The 23,991-nt window shown below is 46.1% G+C and carries 22 protein-coding genes and 4 riboswitches; of the genes, 14 read left to right on the top strand and 8 right to left on the bottom strand.

Annotated features, from left to right (window positions below; translation table 11 throughout):
- Position 1 precedes the first annotated feature (1 nt).
- The 3 genes from BK120_RS13075 to metE all read left to right on the top strand — a co-directional run bounded on the left by BK120_RS13075 (position 2) and on the right by metE (position 4,350).
- Positions 2-796 carry a DeoR/GlpR family DNA-binding transcription regulator gene (locus tag BK120_RS13075; protein WP_076267939.1) on the top strand — a complete coding sequence of 265 codons (795 nt, stop codon included), beginning with the start codon at positions 2-4 and terminating at the stop codon, positions 794-796.
- A 4-nt stretch (positions 797-800) separates the two neighbouring features.
- On the top strand, positions 801-1,556 hold the full coding sequence (gene kduD / locus BK120_RS13070; protein WP_076267938.1) for a 2-dehydro-3-deoxy-D-gluconate 5-dehydrogenase KduD: 756 nt from the start codon (positions 801-803) through the stop codon (positions 1,554-1,556).
- Positions 1,557-1,700: 144 nt separating this feature from the next.
- A riboswitch (cobalamin riboswitch) is annotated at positions 1,701-1,894 on the top strand.
- Positions 1,895-2,043: 149 nt separating this feature from the next.
- Complete coding sequence (metE, locus tag BK120_RS13065; RefSeq protein WP_076268071.1) at positions 2,044-4,350, top strand: 5-methyltetrahydropteroyltriglutamate--homocysteine S-methyltransferase; 2,307 nt, start codon at positions 2,044-2,046, stop codon at positions 4,348-4,350.
- 74 nt (positions 4,351-4,424) lie between these two features.
- Here the strand turns inward: metE and BK120_RS13060 are convergent, their stop codons facing one another.
- Positions 4,425-4,850, bottom strand: coding sequence for a hypothetical protein (locus BK120_RS13060; protein WP_076267937.1), 426 nt, complete (start codon positions 4,848-4,850; stop codon positions 4,425-4,427).
- 3 nt (positions 4,851-4,853) lie between these two features.
- Positions 4,854-5,015, bottom strand: a riboswitch (cyclic di-AMP (ydaO/yuaA leader).
- A 46-nt stretch (positions 5,016-5,061) separates the two neighbouring features.
- Positions 5,062-5,490 (bottom strand): hypothetical protein, encoded by a 429-nt coding sequence (locus BK120_RS13055; protein WP_076267936.1) that lies wholly within the window; start codon positions 5,488-5,490, stop codon positions 5,062-5,064.
- 439 nt (positions 5,491-5,929) lie between these two features.
- A riboswitch (cyclic di-AMP (ydaO/yuaA leader) is annotated at positions 5,930-6,128 on the top strand.
- A gap of 91 nt (positions 6,129-6,219) precedes the next feature.
- Positions 6,220-6,390: riboswitch (cyclic di-AMP (ydaO/yuaA leader) on the top strand.
- A gap of 118 nt (positions 6,391-6,508) precedes the next feature.
- On the opposite strand from BK120_RS13055, the gene BK120_RS13050 reads away from it, so the two are divergent.
- The 6 genes from BK120_RS13050 (at position 6,509) to BK120_RS13025 (ending at position 13,824) form a co-directional block, all read left to right on the top strand.
- Positions 6,509-6,907: an NAD-binding protein gene (locus tag BK120_RS13050; protein WP_076267935.1), complete on the top strand. Its 399-nt coding sequence runs from the start codon at positions 6,509-6,511 to the stop codon at positions 6,905-6,907.
- 123 nt (positions 6,908-7,030) lie between these two features.
- Positions 7,031-7,108 (top strand): K(+)-transporting ATPase subunit F, encoded by a 78-nt coding sequence (kdpF, locus tag BK120_RS36395; protein WP_076268070.1) that lies wholly within the window; start codon positions 7,031-7,033, stop codon positions 7,106-7,108.
- Positions 7,109-7,126: 18 nt separating this feature from the next.
- Positions 7,127-8,806, top strand: a complete 1,680-nt coding sequence (gene kdpA, locus BK120_RS13040) for a potassium-transporting ATPase subunit KdpA (protein WP_076267934.1) — start codon at positions 7,127-7,129, stop codon at positions 8,804-8,806.
- 18 nt (positions 8,807-8,824) lie between these two features.
- Positions 8,825-10,858, top strand: coding sequence for a potassium-transporting ATPase subunit KdpB (kdpB, locus tag BK120_RS13035; protein WP_076267933.1), 2,034 nt, complete (start codon positions 8,825-8,827; stop codon positions 10,856-10,858).
- A 31-nt stretch (positions 10,859-10,889) separates the two neighbouring features.
- The gene (gene kdpC / locus BK120_RS13030) at positions 10,890-11,498 is read left to right on the top strand and encodes a potassium-transporting ATPase subunit KdpC (protein WP_076267932.1); all 609 of its coding nucleotides are present in this window, start codon (positions 10,890-10,892) and stop codon (positions 11,496-11,498) included.
- 4 nt (positions 11,499-11,502) lie between these two features.
- The gene (locus BK120_RS13025) at positions 11,503-13,824 is read left to right on the top strand and encodes a histidine kinase (protein WP_076267931.1); all 2,322 of its coding nucleotides are present in this window, start codon (positions 11,503-11,505) and stop codon (positions 13,822-13,824) included.
- A gap of 71 nt (positions 13,825-13,895) precedes the next feature.
- On the opposite strand, the gene BK120_RS13020 is transcribed toward BK120_RS13025, so the two are convergent.
- Positions 13,896-14,219 carry a winged helix-turn-helix transcriptional regulator gene (locus BK120_RS13020; RefSeq protein ID WP_076267930.1) on the bottom strand — a complete coding sequence of 108 codons (324 nt, stop codon included), beginning with the start codon at positions 14,217-14,219 and terminating at the stop codon, positions 13,896-13,898.
- 147 nt (positions 14,220-14,366) lie between these two features.
- Between BK120_RS13020 and BK120_RS13015 the strand changes: the two genes are divergently transcribed.
- The 3 genes from BK120_RS13015 (at position 14,367) to BK120_RS13005 (ending at position 17,116) form a co-directional block, all read left to right on the top strand.
- Positions 14,367-15,131 carry a DODA-type extradiol aromatic ring-opening family dioxygenase gene (locus tag BK120_RS13015; RefSeq protein ID WP_076267929.1) on the top strand — a complete coding sequence of 255 codons (765 nt, stop codon included), beginning with the start codon at positions 14,367-14,369 and terminating at the stop codon, positions 15,129-15,131.
- A 31-nt stretch (positions 15,132-15,162) separates the two neighbouring features.
- Entirely contained in the window at positions 15,163-15,909 is a 747-nt protein-coding gene (locus BK120_RS13010; protein ID WP_076267928.1) for a GTP cyclohydrolase II, read from the top strand.
- A gap of 244 nt (positions 15,910-16,153) precedes the next feature.
- A complete protein-coding gene (locus BK120_RS13005; protein WP_076267927.1) occupies positions 16,154-17,116 on the top strand; it encodes an aldolase catalytic domain-containing protein in 963 nt (320 codons plus the stop codon).
- Positions 17,117-17,183: 67 nt separating this feature from the next.
- Here the strand turns inward: BK120_RS13005 and BK120_RS13000 are convergent, their stop codons facing one another.
- Positions 17,184-17,486 (bottom strand): hypothetical protein, encoded by a 303-nt coding sequence (locus tag BK120_RS13000; RefSeq protein WP_076267926.1) that lies wholly within the window; start codon positions 17,484-17,486, stop codon positions 17,184-17,186.
- Positions 17,487-17,645: 159 nt separating this feature from the next.
- On the opposite strand from BK120_RS13000, the gene BK120_RS12995 reads away from it, so the two are divergent.
- Complete coding sequence (locus BK120_RS12995; protein ID WP_083681937.1) at positions 17,646-18,968, top strand: vWA domain-containing protein; 1,323 nt, start codon at positions 17,646-17,648, stop codon at positions 18,966-18,968.
- A gap of 112 nt (positions 18,969-19,080) precedes the next feature.
- Here BK120_RS12995 and BK120_RS12990 read toward each other — a convergent pair whose 3' ends face one another.
- The 3 genes from BK120_RS12990 to BK120_RS12980 all read right to left on the bottom strand — a co-directional run bounded on the left by BK120_RS12990 (position 19,081) and on the right by BK120_RS12980 (position 23,167).
- The gene (locus BK120_RS12990; protein WP_076267925.1) at positions 19,081-20,460 is read right to left on the bottom strand and encodes a Glu/Leu/Phe/Val family dehydrogenase; all 1,380 of its coding nucleotides are present in this window, start codon (positions 20,458-20,460) and stop codon (positions 19,081-19,083) included.
- A gap of 429 nt (positions 20,461-20,889) precedes the next feature.
- Entirely contained in the window at positions 20,890-22,176 is a 1,287-nt protein-coding gene (locus tag BK120_RS12985; RefSeq protein ID WP_076267924.1) for a glycoside hydrolase family 27 protein, read from the bottom strand.
- 109 nt (positions 22,177-22,285) lie between these two features.
- Positions 22,286-23,167 (bottom strand): AraC family transcriptional regulator, encoded by an 882-nt coding sequence (locus tag BK120_RS12980; RefSeq protein ID WP_083681935.1) that lies wholly within the window; start codon positions 23,165-23,167, stop codon positions 22,286-22,288.
- Positions 23,168-23,241: 74 nt separating this feature from the next.
- On the opposite strand from BK120_RS12980, the gene BK120_RS12975 reads away from it, so the two are divergent.
- Complete coding sequence (locus BK120_RS12975; protein ID WP_076268067.1) at positions 23,242-23,652, top strand: gamma-glutamylcyclotransferase family protein; 411 nt, start codon at positions 23,242-23,244, stop codon at positions 23,650-23,652.
- A gap of 65 nt (positions 23,653-23,717) precedes the next feature.
- Here the strand turns inward: BK120_RS12975 and BK120_RS35255 are convergent, their stop codons facing one another.
- Positions 23,718-23,876, bottom strand: a complete 159-nt coding sequence (locus tag BK120_RS35255; protein WP_179089793.1) for a hypothetical protein — start codon at positions 23,874-23,876, stop codon at positions 23,718-23,720.
- Positions 23,877-23,991 lie beyond the last annotated feature (115 nt).

The following is a 23,991-nucleotide window of genomic DNA, read 5'->3' as shown; positions in this document are numbered from 1 at the left end:
TATGCTTGCTGCCGAACGGCATCGTAAGATTATAGATAAATTGGAGCAGCTTGGCGCGGTTAAAGTTTCCGAGCTAAGCGAGCTGTTTCAAGTCACGGAGAAAACGGTTCGTGAAGATTTAGAGAAGCTGGAAGAGAAGGGATTGCTGAAACGGACTCATGGCGGAGCTGTGCCCCAGCATAGAGGCGAAGACAGCCTTTATCCGCTGCAGTTCCCAAACAGCAAGCATCAGCAGGAGAAGGCGGCGATTGCGGAGCTAGCTCTTTCCTGCATCGAGCCTAATGATATTATTGCGCTGGATGCTGGCAGTACTACGCTCGAAATGGCAAAGCGTCTGCCCAATATCCCGGTTACGGTGCTTACGAACGATCTGCTTATCATTCGGGAGCTGACTGCGAAGGACCAAGTAAGGCTTGTTATTCCCGGGGGCTACCGGCATAACAATTTGCTTATCGGCGCAGAATCGCAGGAATGGATTAAACGACTGAATGTACACAAGCTGTTTCTTTCTACAACCGGCATTCATATGGAATATGGGCTTACCATATTCACAGAAGAATTGACGAAGCTGAAGAAGCTGTATATGGAAAATGCCAAGGTCGTCTACTGCCTTGCCGATCATAACAAATTCGATAAGGGTGCACTAATAACGTTTGCCGGTTTGCATGAAATTGACTATATCATCACAGACGAAGGTATAGATGCGGACGTTGCGGCGAGGTATGAGTCGCAAAATATAAAAATGATGAAAGCAGCGCTTTCGGAAAACGGGAAGCGTACTAAAGGTAGGAGCTGAGCCGATGAGTTTGTTTGATTTGACGGGTAAAACAGCTGTCGTCACAGGTGCAGGGCGCGGGCTTGGAGAAGCGATTGCGCTTGGATTAGCACAAGCGGGTGCGGATATTGCGCTTGTCACGAACCAAACGCCTGCTGACAAAACGGCAGCGGCGATAAGAGAGCTTGGTCGCAAAGCGATTACAATTCAGACTGATATTGCTGACCGAACGAAGCTTGCTGGCATTGTTGATCGTACAGTTGAAGAACTGGGACGCATCGATATTTTGGTCAACAACGCGGGTATCATTCGCCGCACGCCAGCTGCAGAGCATAGCTACGAGGACTGGCAGGATGTACTGGACGTTAACTTGAATTCTGTATTTCTCCTTTCCCAGCTGGCTGGGAAACATATGATCGAACAGGGCTCAGGGAAAATTATAAACATTGCGTCGATGTTAACCTTCCAAGGCGGCATTAATGTTCCGGGTTATACGTCCAGCAAACATGCCGTTGCCGGACTTACCAAAGCGCTTGCCAGCGAATGGGCAGCTAAAGGCTTGCAAGTAAATGCGATAGCCCCAGGCTACATGAGTACAGACAACACCGAAGCGCTTCGCGAGGATCCTGTTCGCAGTGCTCAAATTTTGCAGCGCATACCAGCGGGACGCTGGGGTACATCGCAGGATTTGATTGGACCAGCGGTGTTCCTAGCCTCTTCAGCTTCTGATTATATGAACGGCCATATCTTGGCTGTTGATGGCGGTTGGCTGGTTAGGTAATTGTATAAAAAACCAATAAGGCTTTCCTTTTGCAGCGCAGGCTGTTTAGAGGAGAGTCTTTTTTTGATATTATAATGATTTCCATTGTATGGTTATTATTTTGCGTGTATAGTTATTCGTGATCCTAAAAAATGCGATCAACAACTGAAATAAGTGGAAATAGGTGCTCTTGCGGTATAGCTTGAGCTTAAAAGGGAAGTCCGGTGTAAAACCGACGCGGTCCCGCCACTGTAACAGAGGAGTCTAAGCGCTAACGCCACTGATCTTTAAAGGTTGGGAAGGCAAGCTTACGATGATGATTCTGGAGCCAGGAGACCTGCCTATTTGAACGACACTGATTTTACCTACGGGAGATAGGGAGGTGTTAAGACAGAACCGCTGTTTATTAAAACGACGGGCGTCTTTACCTTTGCTTCTTTAAGGTAACGACGCTCTTTTTTGTGCTTTTATTTCATAATAATTACATTTATTAGGAGGAAATATGAACGTGAGCAAACTGCAAAACAGTGTACTTGGATATCCGCGTATCGGCGAAAATCGGGAATGGAAAAAAGCGCTTGAAGCTTTTTGGAAAGGTGATTTGGACGAAACGATATTCCTTCAAACGCTTGAAAGCATTCGTCTAAACAACCTGAAGCTGCAAAAGGATAAAGGAATTTCTTTAATCCCTGTTAATGATTTTACGTTGTATGATCAAATGCTGGATACTGCAGCGATGTTTGGCCTTGTGCCAGAGCGTTTTTCCTACGATGGAGGTCCTGTTCCCGTACAGACCTACTACGCAATGGCGAGAGGGACACAGGAAGCACAAGCCTGCGAGATGACCAAATGGTTTAATACCAACTATCACTATATCGTGCCAGAACTTGCGGGTGCTGCTCCGGTACTGACGGAAAACCGTCCGCTGATTGCGTACCGGGAAGCCAAAGAAAAGCTTGGCATTGAAGGTAAACCTGTCATTATTGGCCTATATACCTTCCTCAAGCTGTCGAAGGGCTACGATGCGAAGCAGCTTCCGCAGCTCATTGAGCAGTTTATACCGCTTTATGCTCAGCTGCTTAAGGAGCTTGAGGAAGAAGGCGTACAATGGGTGCAAATCGATGAGCCAATCCTTGTTACCTCTATATCTGAGGAAGAGATGCAATGGGTTGAATCGATTTATGCAAGGCTGAACCAAGCAGCGCCAGCGCTTAACATCATGCTTCAAACGTATTTTGAGGCAGTTGAGCATTATGAAGCTGTAGTTGCTCTCCCGGTACAAGCGATCGGTTTGGATTTCGTTCATGGTTTGGAGCAAAACTTGAAGTCGCTGGAGCAATTTGGTTATCCGAAGGATAAGCTCGCTGGTATTGGACTTGTAGACGGACGCAACATTTGGCGCTCAGACTATAAGCAAAAGCTTGAATTGCTGCAAAATATTTCGGCATACATTCCAGCTGAGCGCACGATCATTCAATCGTCATGCAGCCTGCTGCATGTGCCGGTAACAGCAAAAAACGAAACCAATCTGCCAGTAGAGCTGCGTGAGGCGCTTGCATTCGCGGAAGAAAAACTGGATGAAATCGTGTGGCTAAGTGAAACAGCGACTGTAAATGAGGCGGACATCTCAGAACTTCGCAAGCTTGAGCTTAAGCTTAACGGCGAGCGGATCCATCATTTATCCATTTCTCCTGCCCGCAATCGTCAAGCTGCTGATGCAGCAGCGGTAGCGGCGCATCCTTCAACGAGGCAGAAGCCATTTGCGGAGAGACAAAAGCTGCAGCAGCAAAAGTGGAATTTGCCGTTCCTTCCAACAACGACAATCGGCAGCTTCCCGCAAACGCTGGATGTACGTCAAGCAAGGCAAAAATGGAGAAAAAACGAGCTCAGCTCACAGGACTACGCTTCCTTTATCAACGATAAAATTAAAAACTGGATTGAAATCCAAGAAGAGCTTAATATTGACGTCCTCGTTCACGGTGAATTTGAGCGTACGGACATGGTCGAATTTTTCGGAGAGAAGCTGGATGGGTTCGCATTTACAAAAGGCGGCTGGGTTCAATCGTATGGTTCCCGTTGCGTAAAGCCGCCGGTCATTTATGGCGATGTTGTATTTACTGAGCCAATGACAGTAACCGAAAGCGTGTACGCGCAGTCGCTGACAAGTCGTCCGGTAAAAGGGATGTTGACGGGTCCGATTACGATTTTGAACTGGTCATTTGTCCGCAACGATATCACACGCGAGCAGGTTGCATACCAAATTGCGCTCGCACTCTCAGAGGAAGTAAAGGCGCTTGAGACCGCAGGCATCGAAATGATTCAGGTTGATGAGCCAGCTTTGCGAGAAGGCTTGCCGCTTAAACGCAGTGATTGGGATGCTTATTTAAAATGGGGCGTGCATGCCTTCCGTCTATCGACTTCAGATGTGCGTGACACCACACAAATTCATACACATATGTGTTATTGTGAGTTCCATGATATTATCGATTCCATTCTTGCGCTGGATGCGGATGTCATCTCCATTGAAACCTCGCGCAGCCATGGCGAGCTGATTCATAGCTTTGAGGAGAACACCTATGACCAAGGCATCGGCTTGGGCGTTTACGATATTCACAGCCCGCGTGTACCGTCCGTGGAAGAAATGGTCAGTATGATCGAGCGCGCCATTAAAGTGCTCGATCCTACGCTCTTCTGGATTAATCCGGACTGCGGCTTGAAAACACGCGGAATGGAAGAAACGGTTGCTTCACTGCGCAACATGATGCTGGCTACTTACCAAGTCAGGGAGCAGCGTGCTGCATTAGCGAAGGTTTAAATTCTAAATACAATAAGACAGTCCAGAACTAGGTTATCTGTTCTGGACTGCCTTTTTTTTTCTTATGAACGAAATTAATCCAAAGAGATGTAGGAGACGGAACGTTGACGCAAAACAGACTCTTCATGGTCGTTGCTGTACGGGGCTGCATCGGCGGATTGTGCTAGGACATGCTTGACGGCGGAGACGAATAAGTCGAGAACGCGCCCATCCTGATCCGTTTTGTCATAGTGATACTGGTTAAGAGGTGGTAGAGGAATGCTGCCGATAAAAGACTGAAGCAGGTCGCTCCATCGTTCTAAGTCAATGAGCTCTTCTGTGTCGCTGGCAAATAGTTCACTCCAGCCGAAGCCTTGATTGCTTGTTAAACGAAGACATACGCGATGGCCTGCAGAATCGACGGCAAGAGCAGGAATGACGAATAGCTCGATTCGTGTGACAGATAAATAAGGGGTCTGTTCCGTAAAAAGATGCAGATTTCGTGCACAATTTGTCAACATATACATCTCTCCTTTATTCGCTTACGAGGTTAGCTGTCGGATTCGGGCTAGAGAGAAAGCCCTACCAGGGTTACAAATCCCTGGATTCACCCCTTGCGAATCGATTTCGATCGATCGCGATGGTTCCCCCGCTTTTTCATTCGAAAAATTCAGCGTAAATAGTTTACTCTTAATTATACCCTTCATTAGCGCATCTGTAAATCAGAAGTGCCTAAAATAACGATACATAGGAGATAGCTTGTTTAAATAAAGTATGCTCTTCACGGTCATATTCACAGTTTGGAAAAGAGTAAGGATTGGATTCTATATGCAAAGCAGCGGCTGCAAATAAATGATATATACGCTCGTCCTTCATCATTGGATCTGTTTGAAAAACAAAAGGAGACGCAAGAGGAAGTGTGCCGATGAACCTTAGCAGCATACTGCTCCATCTGATCCAGTCGCGAGGCTTCTCGGATTTTTTAATAAACAGCTCGCTCCAGCCGTGACCATTAGCAGTGGAGAGCCTTAGACAAACACGGTAACCATTCGATTCAAGCATGGAAGCCGGCAGCACAAACATTTGAATTCGTTTAATTTCAAACATGGCAGCAGGATGATTTTCCAAGCTTGGCAAGGGTACTTCAACTGGTGTAGACATCAATGAGATCTCTCCTCGATTTGAATAATTCACCGATAATACTCAGCCATATTGGCTTGCCGTCTATGGTAAACCCGAAATGCAATATTGTAAAACTGTGGTATATCGTGAAAAGGCAGCCATATGCCATTTTAAAAGAAATCCATTCGTTATGGCAGTAAAAAGATATTTATTCTTCGAAATACTCGTTTATTCTCTTCCATTCTCGATTATAGAGAAATCTGATTATTCACGCATAAAATCGTTAGAAAGGGATTGAACACTATTTTTGAAAACAAGAGTAAAACTGAGAAATAGTGAGATATCGAGAGATCGAAATGAATGTAAGCGTTGCGAATCGCTCTGCAAGGCTGAAACTGGCTAAATTAGGCAGCAGGCTGCCTTTACAGTATTTATAGCGAGGAGTAATATTCGATACAGGATTTATAAATAAGTTTCGATTTACTGATCGCTGAGTTTCCGTGAAAGCGGAAGCGGGGGAACCAATAATGACGCGATGCGCCTGTTCGATGTGAGAGTCGAACAAACGCAGAGCAGGGGTGAATCTTTGACAGGTGCCATGGATACCGGTCAAAGTAGGGCGACTCTCACCGCCCGAATCCGACAGCTAACCTCGTAAGCGTGGACCGAGAGAGGAATGATGAAGCTTGTGATCGATTAACTTCGACCGCAGAGTGTCATAGACCTCTGTGGTTTTTTGTGCCCAAAAAAGCTTTATTTGCTACAAAATGTAAGAAAACGCTGAGTCCTGCAGCAGCAGGAACGGGGGAACCAACGAACGATTCGTGTGTCATCACGACTTCGCTTCATGGGGTGAATCGCTTGAAAATGATCAAGCGTAGGGCAACTCTCAAGGCCCGAATCCGACAGCTAACCTCGTAAGTGTACTCGAGAGAGGCAACAGCCATCGTGCTTCCCGCGGCTTATTCTGCTGCGGGCAAAGAAGCCGCGGGAAAAGTTCCTCTTATCCCAAGGCTTCTTTTTTGTTGCCTTTTTTACCATATGGAGGAGAATTCGGTTGCAGGAAGAGCATATTATTGTTGCTGGTCTAAACGAGGCTGGCCAATCATTCATACGAACTTTGCAGTTTCATCAATTAAAATTTATCGTTTTGACCAATAGCAAACAGGAAGAAAAACAGCTTCGCAAGCAGGGTATCAGCAATGTTTTGTACATCAATACGAATGATCGTCAAAGCTGGAATGTTCCTTCGATGACCATTAGCGAGGTATTTATATTCGAGAGCAGCTTGGCGCTTAGCTGCCGCTTTGTACAGTGCTGCAGAGCTTGGACCTCAAAGTCCATTTACGTCATCACACAGCAGTGGAATCCAAGGGCTATTTACAAGGGGCTAGGAGCGGATCATATCGTATTCTCTCATACCGGTGAAGTCGGTTTTCTATTAAGCAACAAATAATGCAGGAGGGGTTTACATGCAGGATTTTTATATGTTCGGGGCTTTGTTGGCTAGCTTCGGTTTATTTTATGGATTTTTAACTTGGTGCTCCGGTGTTATTGAGAAAACAGGGGGCGAAGGCCAATGACTGTCATAGCGATAGCGGCTGTATTTGTTTTCGTTTATCTGATTTATGCGTTAATTCATCCGGAGAAGTTTTAATAGAGGGGGATTTACAAGATGGATATTTTACAATTGCTTATCGTCATTGCTGTTCTTGTATTGTTAGTTAAGCCGCTTGGTACTTACGTCTATCATGTGTTCTCCAATGAACACAATCGGTTAGACAAAGTATTCGGAGGGACGGAGCGATTTATATTTAAGCTTATTGGTCTCAAAAAAAGAGAGGGCATGAGCTGGAAGATATACGCACTCAGCTTTGTTGCAACCAATTTAATTTTAGTTGCTTTCAGCTATCTGATATTGCGGTTCCAAAATGCGCTGCCGTTTAATCCAAATGGCATGGCAGCCATGGAGCCTACACTGACTTTCAATACAGTCATCAGCTTTATTACCAATACGAATCTTCAGCATTACAGCGGGGAAAGCGCCTTATCTTATTTCTCTCAAATGGCGGTCATCATGATGATGATGTTCACGTCAGCGGCGACGGGCTTCTCGGTTGCCATCGCGTTTGTTCGTGGGATTACGAGTAAAGGAACGACGATCGGCAACTTTTTCGAGGATTTTGTAAAAGCACACACAAGAATTTTTCTTCCGATTTCCTTTATTATCACGCTTGTGCTTGTCGCTCTACAGGTGCCGCAAACGCTTGATCCGACATTTACAATTAAAACGCTAGAGGGAGCCATGCAGCAAATTGCAATTGGTCCTGTAGCTTCGCTTGAATCCATCAAACATTTGGGCACAAACGGCGGCGGTTTTTTTGGAGTGAACTCGGCTCATCCATTTGAAAACCCAAATCCATTAACGAATGTGATTCAAATCTTGTCGATGTGGGCGCTGCCTGCTTCGCTTCCTTATGCATTTGGGCTTTTTGCAAAAAACAAAAAGCAGGGCTGGGTTGTATTCTCCGCCATGATGTGTCTGTTTCTAGTGTTTCTAAGCCTTGCTTACACATCGGAGAAAACAGGCAATCCTGCAATGAGCGCACTAGGTATCGATGCTACTCAAGGAAGCATGGAAGGCAAGGAAGTAAGGTTCGGTATCGCGCAATCGGCACTGTTCACAACGGTAACAGCCGCTGCGACAACGGGTACCGTCAACAATATGCATGACACGCTTACACCGCTTGGCGGCTTGGTTCCACTTGCTGAAATGATGCTTAATGTCGTCTTTGGAGGCAAGGGAGTAGGGCTTATCAATATGCTCATGTACGCCATACTAGCTGTGTTTATATGCGGGCTGATGGTTGGGCGAACGCCGGAGTTTCTGGGTCGAAAAGTAGAGCCGCGAGAAATGAAACTGATAGCGATAGCGATTCTAGTTCATCCCTTCATTATATTGGTGCCCACCGCCATCGCTTTTATGACGGATTTGGGTCACGGGGCGATAACGAATCCCGGGTTCCACGGCATTAGCCAGGTGCTTTACGAATATACGTCATCGGCAGCGAATAATGGCTCAGGCTTTGAGGGTCTAGGCGATAATACGCCTTTCTGGAATATTAGCACTGGACTTGTCATGCTGACCGGCCGTTATATTTCGATGATTGCGATGCTGGCGGTTGCTGGATCTCTTGTTCGCAAGCAGCCTGTTCCAGAAACAATCGGTACGTTCCGTACAGATAATGGACTTTTCACTGTATTACTGATTGGTACTGTTCTTTTAATTGGTGCTTTAACCTTCTTGCCGGTCATCGTGCTTGGGCCGGTTGCAGAATATTTGACACTCCGCTAACGGATGAGGTGAACGATAATGAATAAAAATAAGAAGAATAATTTGCTGTCGAGAGACGCGGTTAAACATGCCGTTGTCGATAGCTTTGTGAAACTAAATCCAGTTACGATGATGAAAAATCCAGTTATGTTTGTTGTCGAGGTAGGGACGGTTATCGTTCTGCTGATGACTATTTTTCCAAATTACTTTAATTCTCAAGAACGCATAGGCTTTAATATTACCGTGTTTTTCATCCTGCTTTTCACGCTGCTGTTCGCAAACTTTGCTGAAGCCATTGCAGAGGGACGAGGCAAGGCACAGGCCAATTCGCTAAAAAAATCTAAGCAGGAAATGAGCGCCAATAAGCTCGTCGGCAGCTCTATTGTAGTCGTATCATCAATGGAGCTTCGCAAAGGCGATATTTTCATCGTCTCCCAAGGCGAGATGATTCCTGGTGATGGCGAGGTCATTGAAGGGCTGGCTTCCGTAGATGAATCAGCGATTACAGGTGAATCAGCGCCAGTCATTAAAGAAGCTGGAGGAGATTTCAGCTCGGTTACAGGCGGTACAAGGGTTGTGAGTGACAAAATTAAAGTGCGCATGACGAGTGACCCCGGGGAGTCATTCATCGATCGGATGATTGCCCTTGTTGAAGGAGCGAAACGTCAGAAGACGCCTAATGAAATTGCGCTCAATACACTTTTGACTAGCTTAACGATTATTTTCTTAATTGTAGTTGTTACGTTGGCACCAATCGCTGATTATTTGGGTATCCACTTAGAAATTCCGGTATTAATCGCGCTGCTCGTATGTTTGATTCCGACGACCATCGGCGGACTATTGTCAGCAATCGGTATTGCTGGGATGGATAGAGTAACTCAGTTTAATGTGCTGGCTATGTCAGGTAAGGCTGTTGAAGCAGCAGGCGACATTAATACGATGATTTTGGATAAAACAGGAACGATCACGTTCGGCAACCGGATGGCAAGCGAGCTTGTGCCTGTCGGAGGCAGCAATCTTCAAACTTTATCGGGTTGGGCGGCGATTAGCTCGCTTAAGGATGAAACGCCTGAAGGCCGTTCTGTGCTTGAATGGATGAAGAAGCAGGGCTTAAGCTATGATGCCTCACTTGCGGAAGGCGGCGAATTTATTGAATTCAAAGCAGAGACGCGAATGAGCGGCATTGATCTGGCAAACGGCCGCCGAGTTCGGAAGGGCTCTGTTGATGCGGTTCGGAAGTGGGTAGCTTCTCAGGGGGGAACCATCCCATCCGATTTGGATAATATTTCGAATACGATTGCTACATTAGGCGGTACGCCGCTCGCAGTAGCTGTTGATAACCAAATCTTTGGTGTTATTTATTTGAAGGATACCGTTAAGCCAGGAATGAAGGAAAGATTCGATCAGCTGCGTGAGATGGGCATCAAAACGATTATGTGTACGGGAGACAATCCGCTTACAGCAGCAACCATCGCACATGAAGCGGGAGTCGACGATTTTATTGCGGAGAGCAGGCCTGAAGATAAAATAGCTGTTATCCGCCGTGAACAAGCCGAAGGAAAAATGGTTGCGATGACTGGTGACGGTACGAACGATGCTCCTGCACTTGCCCAAGCGGATGTGGGTCTTGCTATGAACAGCGGGACGATTGCTGCTAAAGAAGCTGCCAATATGGTTGATTTGGATTCGGACCCTTCCAAAATTATCGAAGTCATTGCTATCGGCAAGCAGCTGCTTATGACAAGAGGGGCACTGACGACTTTTAGTATCGCTAATGATATCGCCAAATATTTTGCAATCATTCCAGCGATGTTCATGCTTGCCATTCCCGAGATGGGCGTTCTAAATATTATGAATTTAGGCTCTCCATTGTCTGCTATACTGTCGGCGCTTATTTTTAACGCCATTATTATTCCGCTGCTCATCCCGCTTGCCATTAAAGGCGTAGCATACAAACCGATGAGCGGAGCCAAATTGCTTAGCCGCAACGTATTTATTTATGGTCTGGGCGGTGTCATCGTTCCGTTCGTTGGCATTAAACTCATCGACTTTGCAGTGCATTTATGGATTTAATATAACCATACACGAAAGAAGGCTTATCTATATGAACGAACAAGCGAAAAACGCATCACGATTCCAGTTGTCATCGTTAATGATACCTTTGCGAATCAGCATCATATTTATGATCATTTGCGGCATTATTTACCCGCTTGCAAGCACGGGAGCAGCTCAGCTGCTGTTCCCTAAGCAAGCGAATGGAAGCCTTATAAAGGATAGCTCCGGCCAAGTTGTTGGATCAGAGCTGATCGGCCAAAGCTTTGTTGATCCGAAATGGTTTCAAGGTCGTGTATCAAGCATTGACTATAATGCTGCCGGTTCTGGATCAAACAATTTTGGACCATCCAATCCAGCTTTAATCGAAAGAACCAAAGCTTCGATTGAAGCTTGGAAGGCACAAAATCCAGATGTACCGGTTTCCCAGCTGCCGATCGCTTTAATTACGAACTCAGGCTCTGGTCTTGATCCGCATATCACGCCACAGTCGGCTGATGTACAGATCGCAAGAATCAGCAAGCTGACCGGCGTATCACCAGCAGAGCTAGAGCAATTGGTTAAAGCAAATACGGAAGGCCGCGATTTAGGCGTTTTCGGTGACGAACGGGTTAATGTGTTGAAGCTGAATATCGCATTGTCAAAAATGTTGGGGGAATAGCCATATGGCTCCGCTGAAAAAGAAAACGCCAGAGGAGCTGCTGCTCTCCATCGCAAAGCTGCATCAAGGACGTCTAAAAATACTCATTGGAGCGGTGAGCGGTTCAGGCAAAACGTATCATATGCTGCGAGAAGGAACAGAGCTGAAGCGAGATGGCATTGATGTTGTCCTTTGCGCGGTTCTTAGGCCGCAGAGTCCGGAGACGCTCGAATTGATTGAACCTTTCGAGCGTGTGCCAAGCATCCATTGGCAGAAGGATGGTGCAGAGCAAAAGGATCTTGATCTGGATGCTTTGGTAGAGAGGGACGCTGAGGTGCTGCTCATAGATGGGCTAGCCCATCGCAATCGAACTGATGCAAAGTTTCAAACGCGGCTAGAAGATATTATTTTTTTGCTTGGCAAGGGCATAAGCGTTATTACAACAATCAATGTGTATGAGCTCGAGGGTGTAGATCAGGCTGTTCTCAAATGGACGGGGATTCGTCCGAGCTGCACCGTTCCTGCTCATACGCTTGAGCTTGCTGATGAGGTTAGGCTGATTGATGTATCGCCTGAAACGATGCTTAAGCGGTTTGAGGATGGAACGCTCGGCGTAAAGCCCGATCCTGCAATTTCCCTGCGGGGAAATCTTGCGGTGCTGCGAGAGCTGTCGCTGCGGCTAGTCGCAGAGGGAGTCAATGAGTCGCTGGAGAAGCATCGGGAGGAGATGGGGCTCACGGGTCCGTCGGGTGCTTCCGAGCGTATTCTGGTAACCGCACAATATCATTGGAACGGCTCTTTATATGTAAGAAGAGGACAGCAAATTGCCCGCAGGCTTAATGGAGATGTCATAGTCGTTTCCTTTAAAGAGCCGCAAAAAAAACTGTCCAAGGAAGAGCAGGCTTTTAAAGCTTCAATAAAGAAGCTTACCGTTAAAGTAGGGGGCACATTTGAGGAGCTGCCGTTGCAAAGCCGCCGTCGTTTGCCGTCCGCTCTAGTAAGGTACGCGGAGGAGCATCAGGTTACTCGTATCGTTATGGGCCATTCCAAGCAGAGCAGATGGCAGCAGCTGAAACAGGGCTCAATTGTTGACAGCGTGCTGCGCAGGCTGAAGCAGATCGATTTATTTCTTATGGCAGACCGCTCAGAGCAAGAAGGCGAGCGGATTTTGCCTGTTAAGCAAAGAAGTGATTCGCGAAAAGCGTTGTTTCGAAGGTTCAGCCCAGATGAGCGCGAGCAGCAAATGGAATCCATGAGAAGAGGCAGCTTCAATCTGTATATCGGGGCGGCGCCAGGCGTCGGGAAAACGTATCGGATGCTTGCTGAAGCGAACATGATGTATCAGAAAGGTATAGATGTCGTTATTGGCATCGTGGAAACACATGGGCGCGAGGATACATTGAAGCAGATTGGAGAGCTGCCGATTATCGCTAGGCAAACGATTCAATATCGAGGTACTCAGCTCGAAGAAATGGATGTTGAAGCGATAGTTAGCAGAAATCCCGATGTTGTGCTGGTGGATGAGCTAGCTCATACGAATGTGCCGGGCAGCTTGAGGAAGAAGCGTTATGAGGATGTCATTTATTTGCTGCAGAAGGGAATATCGGTTGTTTCGACGATGAATGTGCAGCATATTGAAAGCTTGAATGATGCCATTGAACAGGTTACTGGCGTTCGTGTTAGAGAAACGGTACCCGATGCGATTATAAGGCTGGCAGATCAAGTAGAGCTGATCGATGTGACACCGCAAATGCTGCAGCAGCGTATGAGAGATGGGAAAATATATGCCAAAGCCAAAGTGGAACAAGCGCTTGGTGCTTTTTTCACGACGGGCAATTTAATTGCGCTGCGAGAGCTTGCCCTTCGCGAGCTTGCTGATGATGTAGATGAACGGCTTGAAGCATGGGATCGCAATCAGACGCTGCGTGGAACGCTGCGCCGAAGAGAGGTCATCTTTGTCGGCATTGATATTCTCGCGGACGCAGAGCGTCTTATTCGGCGGGGCTTCCGCATTGCGTATCGGCTGAAGGCGCAGTGGCATGTGCATCATGTGCAGGATGGCGCACCTTGGACAGACGAGGCGATCAATAAGCGTGATCTGTTGATGAAGCTGACCGAGAGGCTTGGCGGAGTATTTGAAATGTCCAAAGCGGAGAGCAGGGAGCATATTGCGGGTACGCTTCTAACGGCAGCCAATCGCATCAAAGCAACGCAGCTTATCGTCGGGCAGCCTAGCAAAAAGGCGTGGTATGCAAGCTTTCGCGGCAATATCGTCCGTGAATTGCTGCAAGCCGGCCGTCATATGGATATGCTCATTGTGGCGAACCGGATTACGGATAAATGTTAAAAAAAGGGAATATCTGCTCAGCGCTTAAACCCCGCTGAGCAGATATTCCCTTTTATGCTGTGTAGGATGGATTAGACTTTGGTTATCGGTTCAATCCAATCTTGAGACCACACTTGTATTTCACGGATAATCGGCTCAAGAGCAAGGCCTTTTTCCGTTAATGAATATTCTATGCGTACAGGTATTTCAGGGTAAACATGTCTATCGACAATACCTTCATTCTCAAGCTCTTTGAAACGTTCTGACAGCAATCTGCCGCTGATCGGAAGGGCGGACTGAACGGCGCAGAAGCGCTGCGGGCCGGACAAAAGCTGGAATATGATAAGGCCGGTCCAACGCTTGCTTATAAGTTCCATTCCCTTCTGAAAACGGGGACAAAGGTTAGATTGATCCATGCGCATCACCTCTTTTTACTTCTAATAAGTATAACTCCAATATCTTATTTATACAAGCACACTTGGATATTGTTAATTACTTGACTATCTTTAGTTATAAAATTATAATTAGTTACAATTAGTAAGTGAATTTGAGGAGGTACCGCAATGAATCCTTTATTTCTAGCGCATGGATCACCGATGCTCGCTGTCGAGCAAAATGAATATAGCGAATTTCTGAAACAAACAGGTGCGAGTCTAAAGCCGGATGCGATCGTTATTTTCACGGCGCATTGGGAGACGGACATCGTTACGATTTCATCCAAGGATGATGAATATGAAACGATTTATGACTTTTATGGTTTTCCTGATGAGCTCTACCAGATCAAATATGCTGCTAAAGGCTCAGTAAGAGTCGCTGAGCATGTTGGCCATTTGCTGAGCGAAAATAATATTCAGGTAGCATATGATAATGAAAGAGGACTGGATCATGGCTCATGGACGATGCTGAAGCATATGTTCCCGAAGGCAGATATTCCTGTCGTGCAGATTTCTGTAAATCCATATCGTGCTCCACAGGAGCAGTTCCTAATTGGCGAGGCGCTGCGCAGCTTGAGCTCACAAAATATTTTGCTCATTGGCAGCGGCGTGACCGTTCATAATCTTCGTGCTGTAAACTGGGGACAGAAGGAGCCGGAGAGCTGGGCTGTCCAGTTTGATGATTGGCTAATAGAAAAAATGAATAAGCACGATACAAATTCGCTATTTCAGTATGAACAGCTTGCTCCGCATGCTAAAATGGCAGTACCCCGTGCAGAACATTTTGTTCCATTATATATAGCTTTAGGCAGCGGCAGTCCAGAGTCAGCTCCAAAGGTCATATATCGAAGTTATGAATTTGGTACGCTCAGCTACTTATGCATGCAATTTTAATTGCGTATTCTTTTAGAGAAGGTGAACTAGCATGATTAAACCTAATATAGCAGCACTTATTAAAAATAAACTAAAACGTACGCAAAGCGGCAATGATGACATTTATGTGATCGGTCCTGTGAAGCTTCCCGTCGACCTTGACGGAGAAACTAAGATTTTTCATTGGTATAGCTGGCTCCGCAAGGAAGCAGGCAAGGAGCTGTCTCCCGAGCAGCTCGTTGATGATTTAAATCGATTCTCTTATGCGGATCTGCAGCAATCGAGTGTTCTCGTATATGGCGATTTTGAAAATAATGAAGACGCGCTCATTCGGATGCACAGCATCTGTCACACAGGCGATATCTTCGGAAGCGCAAGATGTGATTGCGGCTTTCAGTTAAAGCAATCGATGCGGATCATAATAGAGCATGGCACGGGGGCGCTCTTTTATTTAGCCAATCACGAGGGCCGTGGAATCGGTTTGTTCAGTAAAGCGATTGCCTACTTGCTTCAAGAGGATGGGCTCGATACGGTTGATGCAAATACAGAGCTTGGTTTCGCAGATGATTCACGCGATTATAGTGATGCCATTGCTGTACTGAAGCTGCTGAGGAAGCACCCGGTATCGATTATTACCAACAATCCGCGGAAAGTGGATGCACTGCGCAAATCGGGCATGAACGTGGCGGGTAGAGTGCCATTATGGGGCAATTCCTCTACTTATAATGAAAAATATATCCAAACGAAAATGAAGCGATCGGGCCATTATGGACAAGAGCCTCATACGCTTGTTAAATAATTTTTTGTAAAAGCAGCCAAAGAAGCCGGTTTCTACGTTAAATCGTTGAGACGGCTTTTTTGTCTGAACATTGGTCATAATAGTCAAAGTAGATGTCCTATCGCTGACCTCGAAGGTGTTTGCAGACTAGACAAAACTGCTTCTAAATTAACCATAAAACGACAAAATTATTTTGCGTTCCTCATTCTTTTCAAGTATGATGAGATAAAATGAACTCATGTTCACATCAAAGGAGTAACAAAGCATGCATTCAAAAACAAGCCACTGTAAAATTGTTGACTGCACGATCCGTGATGGCGGACTCGTAAATAATTGGGATTTTAGTGTCGAGTTCGTTCAGCATTTGTACCAAAGCTTGAACGAAGCCGGCGTCGATTATATGGAAATCGGCTACAAAAACTCTCCGAAACTGCTTAAGGGTGCTGAAAGTGCAGGACCTTGGCGTTTTCTAAATGATGATTTCTTGAAAAAAGTTATCCCTAACAAAGGAAATACGAAGCTTTCCGCACTTGTTGATATCGGTCGAGTTGACGAGAACGACATTTTGCCGCGCAGCGAGAGCTTGCTTGATCTGATTCGCGTTGCTTGCTACATCCAAGATGTAGATAAAGCGCTTGAGCTGGTTAAAGTATTCCATGATCGCGGATATGAAACGACAATTAACATTATGGCTCTCTCTAACGTAATGGAGAATCAGCTTATTGAAGCTTTCCAGCTTATCAATGAGAGCGTTGTTGACGTTGTTTACGTCGTTGACTCCTATGGCAGCTTGAAGCCAAGCGATATGAGCTACCTCGTTGACAAGTTCCGTCAGCATTTGCCTAACAAACGTCTAGGCGTTCACGCACATAACAATTTGCAGCTTGCATTTGCCAACACGCTGCTAGCAGCAGAACATGGCGTTGAGCTGCTTGATGCATCTGTTTATGGCATGGGCCGCGCAGCGGGCAACTGCAACACGGAGCTATTGGTATCTGAGCTTCAAAACACGAAATACAACATCCGTCCTGTCCTTGATATGATCGAGAAGTACATGGTTCCGCTTCGCGAGAAGGAAGAATGGGGTTACATCATTCCTTACATGATTACAGGTATTTTGGATGAGCATCCACGTTCCGCTATGGCGCTTCGTGATTCTGCGGACAAAGATAAAGGCGTAGAGTTTTATGATCGCCTTACAACGCCTGAAATTGCTCACGGCAAATAATAATAAATCAAAAGAAGCTAAGGCAAGTCATGAACATGACTTATCTTAGCTTCTTTTTTTGTGTGAATTATGTTTCAAGCAGCTCGCCATCGCCCCGAACAGCAGCAGCTTGATGAGGCTCATTCGGATGAAAATAGCCTTTGCCTCGGAAGGTTTGCCCACTGCTGGCGACAGCAGTAAGCTCAATTCCGATATCCTCATTTCTGCCAAACCATGCTAATAGCTCACGATCGTCAACGCCATTTATATCTACGTACCATAATCGATCCCCATACTCCGTAACTCGAACGAGCTCAGCGGAAGTAAAGGAAAGCTGAATCGTCTTTTGCTGATAAGTCATTTCAAATGCGATTAATTCGAATGTTTCCAAGGTGAAGTCCTCCTGAATAATTGCTTCATGCAGTCGATCATGGGACTCGCAGCATGTCTGTTAACGATTGTAATGTTACTGGCTTATTAATGCAACATTACACTTCCAATAATCGTCAGATTAGGAAACGTAAATATAATTAAAAAAGGGGCTGAAAGAATGAAAGCGGGTCATTCTCTCAACAAGGCAATTAGACAAAGAAAAAGTTGGATCTTCTCGATTACCGTTGTGTTGCTTTCCCTGTTTCTTGTATTAAGCGCATGCTCTTCCTCTAAGAATGATGCCTCGAACAGTGGTAACCGAGACATGGAATACAGAAGCAATTCGGAGAGCGGAGCTCCGAGCAAAGGAGAAGAAACTACAAGTGGTGGGGATCGAAAATCCATTAGTGTGGAGCCTCTAAGACAAAAAGAGGGGGGCAAACGCGGGTATTCAAATCCAGACAAAATAGAGCAGGCCGGGCAACTAACTGCTGGTGAATGGGATGATATAGCTGCTTGGGATCGCTTTGGCAATTTACTCAACTCGCAAGAAGGGGATAGCAGCAAGCGGGTATGGCAGTTCTGGAATTTTAACCGCCTTGAGGTTATCGTCACAGCTGGAGGCAAAGCAGTGTCTGATGCACGGGTAGAACTGTACGCAGGCAAGAAGGCGATATGGAAGGCGCGTACAAACACGGAGGGCAGAGCCTATGTGTACGCAGGTCTATTTGAAAGTGATACGACGAACTTAGGCCGTTATACCGTTAAAGTGCAATCGGGTCAAGAAAGCAAGACGACGCAGGAGATGGACATCCCACAGCAAGGCAGCATTAAAGTTGATTTAAGTAAAGGTACAGCGCTGTCAGATCAGGTAGACATTATGTTTGTTGTGGATACGACAGGCTCCATGGAGGATGAGCTGAATTATTTGGAAGCGGAGCTTAAGGATGTTGTGAAGCGAGTGTCCGATGAGCATGCAAATCAGCTTGGCATTCGTATCAGCGCAAACTTTTACAAAGATAAGCATGATGATTATATCGTCAAGCCGTATCCATTCACTACGGACATAAATAAAGTGATAGATCAATTTAGCAAGCAAAAGGCGGATGGGGGCGGAGATTATCCCGAGGCTGTTGATCAGGCGCTGCGCGATGCGCTTCATGAGCATGAGTGGAGCAAGGATGCTAGAGCGCGTCTGCTGTTTCTCGTTCTAGACGCACCGCCTCATGATGAACCACAGGTTATCGACGAGATAAAGCAGCTTACAGAGGATGCGGCTGAGCAAGGGGTTAGAATTATACCTGTAGCTTCTAGCGGAGTGAGTGCAGAGACGGAATATTTGATGCGTTTCATGGCAACAGCGACGGGCGGCACCTATTTGTTTTTAACCGATGACAGCGGTATCGGCAGTGATCACCTAGAGCCGGCAGTAGGCGAATATGAGGTTAAGCTGCTCAATGATTTGCTTGTTGAAGTCATTAATCGTTATGTTCAGCAGTAGTTTTCTTCATTATAAAAAGGGCAATTCCTTAGCAGCCAAAGCTGGTTGAGGAATTGCCCTTTATCTGTGAAGCCATTAAAGGAGCATGCAGATACCTAGTCAGGAAGGCATGTTAATAAAGCTTGCCTTGACGATACAGCACGGTTGACAGCTTCATAACCGCATGATTATAACAATTTTGACGGAGCGGGAACGGATCGCCGAAGAAAGCGGGCAGGATGCCGTTTAACGTTGTTTGCATTTTCTCATACAACATCTTATACACCTGTTCCTCGGTGAAAAATTGTGTTTCTCTTCCTTGCAGCCATTCGAAATAGGAGACGATAACACCGCCGGCGTTTGCAAGAATGTCGGGAATAATGATGGTGCCCTTTGCAGTCAGCACCTCATCAGCCTCACCTGTGACAGGGGCATTCGCACCTTCTACAATGATGCGAGCTTTTACTTGATCGACGTTGTCTTTGCGAACTTGTTCCTCAAGTGCGGCAAGAATAAGCACATCTACATCTAAATAAAGGACCTCTTCGCGGCCAAGAATTTGGGCTTTCATATCAAGCTCAGACAGTGCAGCTTCGTCCGAAGGCAAATCACCTTGGTGAAGCGATGCGTATTCAAGCAATGAAGGGATAGAGAGACCGTCCGGATTGTACAACGTGACGTTGCGATCGCTTACAGCTACTACTTTATTGTTTAAATAAGAGCATTTATATGCTTCCATTGCAGCGACTGAACCAACGTTGCCGAAGCCTTGAACGGCGATCGACAGCGGCTTGTCCGCATGCGCTAACGCGGTTTGCACAAACGGGTTTGTGCTGCCGGCTAGCCAGCTGCTTTGCTCTTTAAGAAAATCATAAAGCATGTAACGGAAAGTGAAATAAACGCCTTTTCCGGTTGCTTCTCTGCGGCCTAAAGATCCGCCGTTAATGACGCTTTTGCCGGTGAAGCTGCCGAGGTAAGGATGACCGGGATGAATGCTTTTGTACTCGGCCATCATCCAGTCCATTTCACGCTCGCCGGTTCCCATATCAGGTGCCGGAATATCTTTGTCAGGCCCGAGCACGTCACTGAAATATTGCACGTATTTTTTGCAAATGAGATAAAGCTCTCTAGCGGAATAGGAGCGTGGATTAATAACGACTCCACCTTTACCTCCGCCGAAAGGCACCTCGTGAAGCGCGTTTTTGAGCGTCATTAGCGCAGCTAGATTTGTTACTTCATCTTCGCTTACGGATTCGTGAAACCGAATTCCGCCTTTATAAGGCCCGAGTGTATCGTTATGCTGTATGCGATAGGCCGGAATTCGAACGACATTGCCGTTATCTACCGTAATGCGCAAAAAAGCTTTATGAACTTTATTTGGCGTGGAAAGAATAGCAGCAAGTGATAAGAAAGCTTGCTCACGTGCTTGAGCTTGTAAATTTGGTAAAAAAGCAGGGTCTCCCATTAGTGCGTTTAAGGATTGCTGTACGATGGCTCCTGTTTGGCTTGCCATAACTAAACGACCTCCTATGTATTCAGGAATGAGATTTTTTCAAGCTGCAGCGTATAATTGCCAAAGGATATGAGGCAGATACGCTAGCACTTGAACTCTAACTGTAACATATTGGAACGTTATAAGCCAAAACTAGGGAAAGCTTGATGTGCGAATGGTTACCAAATGATAGGGATTCAGCTTCGAATCCACTCTTATTAAGCTGGGTAACAGGAAAACTTCCCGTTATATTAGCGATTAAACGCTTTACAACACAAATAACAGGAAAAACTCCAGCTTATTTCGATGCAAATGACTTATCAGTGGTCTTTTGCAGAAATTAACAGGAGTTTTTCCATTTCAAACATGGTAGAAGTATCGTTTGAGTGAGTTTAACAGGAGATATTCCTGTTAGAAAAAACAATTGGCGGCCGTGCATGGTCCAAAAAGCTATGTTAATTTGAGCAATAACGATCCGTGTGGAGGCAGAGAGAATGACAGCTCGTTCAAGCTGCCGAGATTCTCGCGTGTCCAAAGATTGCGTACGAGCGGAGCATTGGCTAAACCAAGCTGCGCAAGCGTCACGGCAACCGTATCCTCTTGATCACTCGCATTAAACAAAGCAACGTACAATGCATCATCGCCCTGTGCTGTCCATGCAATACGGTCCTGTTCGCGATAAAGCTGGCGTGCGCCGCGTCCATTCCGATGAAGGGATAATACTTCCTCATTTGTGAGCAATGATAGCGTCCATTCGTCGTTGTCCCGCATTTCACCGCCAAACATAAGCGGCGATCGGAAAATAGCCCATAGCGACATCATCGTTACCTGCTCGTCCCGTGTAAATCTTGTCCAGCGATCGCTGCCTCCGCCATCCACAGAACGAATGCCCAAATGCCCCAGCGGCAGCATATCACAATCCGGCCATGCTCCATCCCGAGCATGCGGCGCCCACTTCTCGCAGCGCTCAAACATCTCATAAAGCAGGTGCCACAAATCCCAGTAATCATCTGTCATTCGCCACATATTCGCATGCTCTGCAAGCGGACCCGCATCCTCGAGCGGAGCAGGACCAGGCGATAGGCTAAGCACCATCGGCCTGCCGCATTGTTCTATTGCGTGATGAATAAGCTTGATTTCATCCAAATGAATGCCGTAAATTCTGGAAGCGGCAATATCATCCACTTTAACGAAATCGACTCCCCATGATGCGTATAAATCAAATAACGAATTGTAATATTGCTGTGCGCCGTCTTTGGAAGCATCAACGCCATACATGTCTGTGTTCCACGGGCAGATCGAATTCGGATGTGCAATCTGGCGAGCGGTTATGTTTGTTCCAAGCAGGCTGGTGTCTGCATGAACGGCTTGACGAGGAATGCCCCTCATCATATGGATACCGAATTTTAGCCCGAGTGAATGAACATAATCTGCTAGAGGTTTGAAGCCTTGACCGTTCGCAGCGGATGGAAATCGGTTAACTGCGGGCTGCAAGCGGGAATACTCATCCATCTCAAGCGGAACGAAAGGACGATATTGGGATGAATTTGCTCCTGGCTCATACCACTGAATATCAACAATGACATATTCCCAGCCATAATCTCGCAGATGTTCGGCCATATATGCTGCATTTCCGCGAACCTCGTCTTCTCTCACACTTGCGCCATAGCAGTCCCAGCTGTTCCAGCCCATAGGCGGAGTTGCGGCATATTGATGATGTTTGGAAGTTGTATACATTTGATTTCGTCCTCTCTTATCGTAATATTGCTCTATACGATAATCGTAAAACGAAACGTTAGTCGATGACTAGCGTAATTTATTGCGTTGATATGTAAAATATTGCTCTTCAATTGAACTGTAAACGATCGATTGAAGGAAGCTCCTTGGCTAATCGGAAATCAGCAGGAGGAAAGCCGACGCGGCTTCGAAATACTTTACTAAAGTAGCTGCCGCTCGAATAACCAACCGTATGAGCGATTTCTTCGACTGTGAGGCTGCTGCTCCTAAGCAGCTGAACAGCCTTCTCGATTCGGAGCTTCGTTACAAAGTCCATTGGTGACATGCCTGTCGTCTTCGTGAACATTCGCGTAAAATAATATTTAGACAATCCAGCTGCAGCTGCGACATCATCTAAGCTTTGCAAACGATGAAATTCAGCTTCCATATAAGTAGTTGCCTGCTTAATTTGCTGCGGCCAATTCATTTTCTCCTGCTGCTGCAGCGTGCTTGATTGGAGCAGTTCCATCATAAGACGATAAATAAGAGATGATGCTTGGTAGCTGTTCTGAATACGATTGCTGCGAGCCTCTGCATATAAATGTTGAAGGCTGCGAACGACAGCGCTTACAGGTCCAAATGTTGGTGTGGCGCCGACGGCATGCAGCAGCTCAGACCACAGCGCTTGCATATGCTGCTGGCGAAATAGTACAAAATAAAAAGTCCAGTGGTCGCTCGACTGCGGCAAGCAATAGTGATGATCTCCGGGTATTTCTACAAGGAAAGCATTGCCTGCATAGAGATCATGTGTTTCATCTCCGAGTCTGAATTGACCGAAGCCGGAGACGGTATATTGAAATAAGTAGAGCGGGCCGTCGATTCGTTTCATCCCGTCCCAGTAGTAGTCAGTCTCTGTTACCTCTTGATAGCCGGTTGCAAATAACTGATAGATGGGAAGCTGCGGCGGATCTTGAAACCGATATCCATATACACCATAGGGTTGATTCATCATCACTTGGAACAATCACCTCGAAGGAAGACGGATTTTCAATCTATTATTTCATGATGGAAGGTGCTCGAGAAGAGATGCTGCAAATACCTGTTTTTATTTACGGTTCGTTATTGCCTGGTCAGAGCAATCATCATTTTGTTTCATCCTATGTGCAATCGATTCGACCTGGCAAGATCGCAGGGAGACTGGTGGATTGCGGAGATTATCCAGCCGCCGTTCGAGATGCTATTGCTAAAGAGTGCAATAGTATTATAAGCGGTCAATGGATAGTCGTCGATAGAGAAGGACTTGCATCCATGGATGCGCTCGAGCAATTTTATGGTCACGAGGAGCAAAATGATTATGAAAGGGTATGGGTTGCCGACGCAAAGGATAAGCTTGTTTCAGGCTGGGTGTACGTTTGGGAATCCGATAGAGGCTGCCCGGCAATCGCGGATGAATACTGGCCGCTATTCTTCGCTCGTAAAATGAGGGGCATTTTATAAAAAAAAGACATAGCCTCTGTGAATTGCACAGGAGCCATGCCATTGATTACGCCTTAATATGCTGTTTAGGCTTTATCTTTTTCATTATCTGCGTCTGCGGCATAAGCAATTAATGCGACTTCTGAGCCATAAGTTTTAGTCAATTGCTGCTCCAGCTTGCGAATGGCATCGAGCGCATCGCTTTGATTGTTTAATTCAGCGAGATGATAGTCTTTCTCCATCATTAGGGTTCACGTCCTTAGATTCATGGTTTTAATAGTAGAATGGGCTTAAAAGTAGGTTGCTATACGTATTTGCTTGACCGAACTGCAATTGTTCTTTTTAGAGCGGTCGAGTACA

The organism is Paenibacillus sp. FSL A5-0031 (assembly GCF_001956295.1).
GTDB lineage: Bacteria > Bacillota > Bacilli > Paenibacillales > Paenibacillaceae > Pristimantibacillus.
This window is presented reverse-complemented; position numbering and strand designations above follow the sequence as displayed.

What these genes read in the sequence shown, in the direction of transcription:
- BK120_RS13005 (WP_076267927.1), top strand. Translation starts at nt 16,154, where the DNA reads ATGCATTCAAAAACAAGCCACTGTAAAATTGTTGACTGCACGATCCGT.
- kduD (WP_076267938.1), top strand. Translation starts at nt 801, where the DNA reads ATGAGTTTGTTTGATTTGACGGGTAAAACAGCTGTCGTCACAGGTGCA.
- BK120_RS13060 (WP_076267937.1), bottom strand. Translation starts at nt 4,850, where the DNA reads ATGTTGACAAATTGTGCACGAAATCTGCATCTTTTTACGGAACAGACC.
- BK120_RS13010 (WP_076267928.1), top strand. Translation starts at nt 15,163, where the DNA reads ATGATTAAACCTAATATAGCAGCACTTATTAAAAATAAACTAAAACGT.
- kdpF (WP_076268070.1), top strand. Translation starts at nt 7,031, where the DNA reads ATGACTGTCATAGCGATAGCGGCTGTATTTGTTTTCGTTTATCTGATT.
- BK120_RS12985 (WP_076267924.1), bottom strand. Translation starts at nt 22,176, where the DNA reads ATGTATACAACTTCCAAACATCATCAATATGCCGCAACTCCGCCTATG.
- kdpC (WP_076267932.1), top strand. Translation starts at nt 10,890, where the DNA reads ATGAACGAACAAGCGAAAAACGCATCACGATTCCAGTTGTCATCGTTA.
- BK120_RS13025 (WP_076267931.1), top strand. Translation starts at nt 11,503, where the DNA reads ATGGCTCCGCTGAAAAAGAAAACGCCAGAGGAGCTGCTGCTCTCCATC.
- BK120_RS13020 (WP_076267930.1), bottom strand. Translation starts at nt 14,219, where the DNA reads ATGGATCAATCTAACCTTTGTCCCCGTTTTCAGAAGGGAATGGAACTT.
- BK120_RS12990 (WP_076267925.1), bottom strand. Translation starts at nt 20,460, where the DNA reads ATGGCAAGCCAAACAGGAGCCATCGTACAGCAATCCTTAAACGCACTA.
- BK120_RS13055 (WP_076267936.1), bottom strand. Translation starts at nt 5,490, where the DNA reads ATGTCTACACCAGTTGAAGTACCCTTGCCAAGCTTGGAAAATCATCCT.
- BK120_RS12975 (WP_076268067.1), top strand. Translation starts at nt 23,242, where the DNA reads ATGCTGCAAATACCTGTTTTTATTTACGGTTCGTTATTGCCTGGTCAG.
- BK120_RS12995 (WP_083681937.1), top strand. Translation starts at nt 17,646, where the DNA reads ATGAAAGCGGGTCATTCTCTCAACAAGGCAATTAGACAAAGAAAAAGT.
- BK120_RS12980 (WP_083681935.1), bottom strand. Translation starts at nt 23,167, where the DNA reads ATGATGAATCAACCCTATGGTGTATATGGATATCGGTTTCAAGATCCG.
- BK120_RS35255 (WP_179089793.1), bottom strand. Translation starts at nt 23,876, where the DNA reads ATGATGGAGAAAGACTATCATCTCGCTGAATTAAACAATCAAAGCGAT.
- BK120_RS13015 (WP_076267929.1), top strand. Translation starts at nt 14,367, where the DNA reads ATGAATCCTTTATTTCTAGCGCATGGATCACCGATGCTCGCTGTCGAG.
- kdpA (WP_076267934.1), top strand. Translation starts at nt 7,127, where the DNA reads ATGGATATTTTACAATTGCTTATCGTCATTGCTGTTCTTGTATTGTTA.
- kdpB (WP_076267933.1), top strand. Translation starts at nt 8,825, where the DNA reads ATGAATAAAAATAAGAAGAATAATTTGCTGTCGAGAGACGCGGTTAAA.
- BK120_RS13075 (WP_076267939.1), top strand. Translation starts at nt 2, where the DNA reads ATGCTTGCTGCCGAACGGCATCGTAAGATTATAGATAAATTGGAGCAG.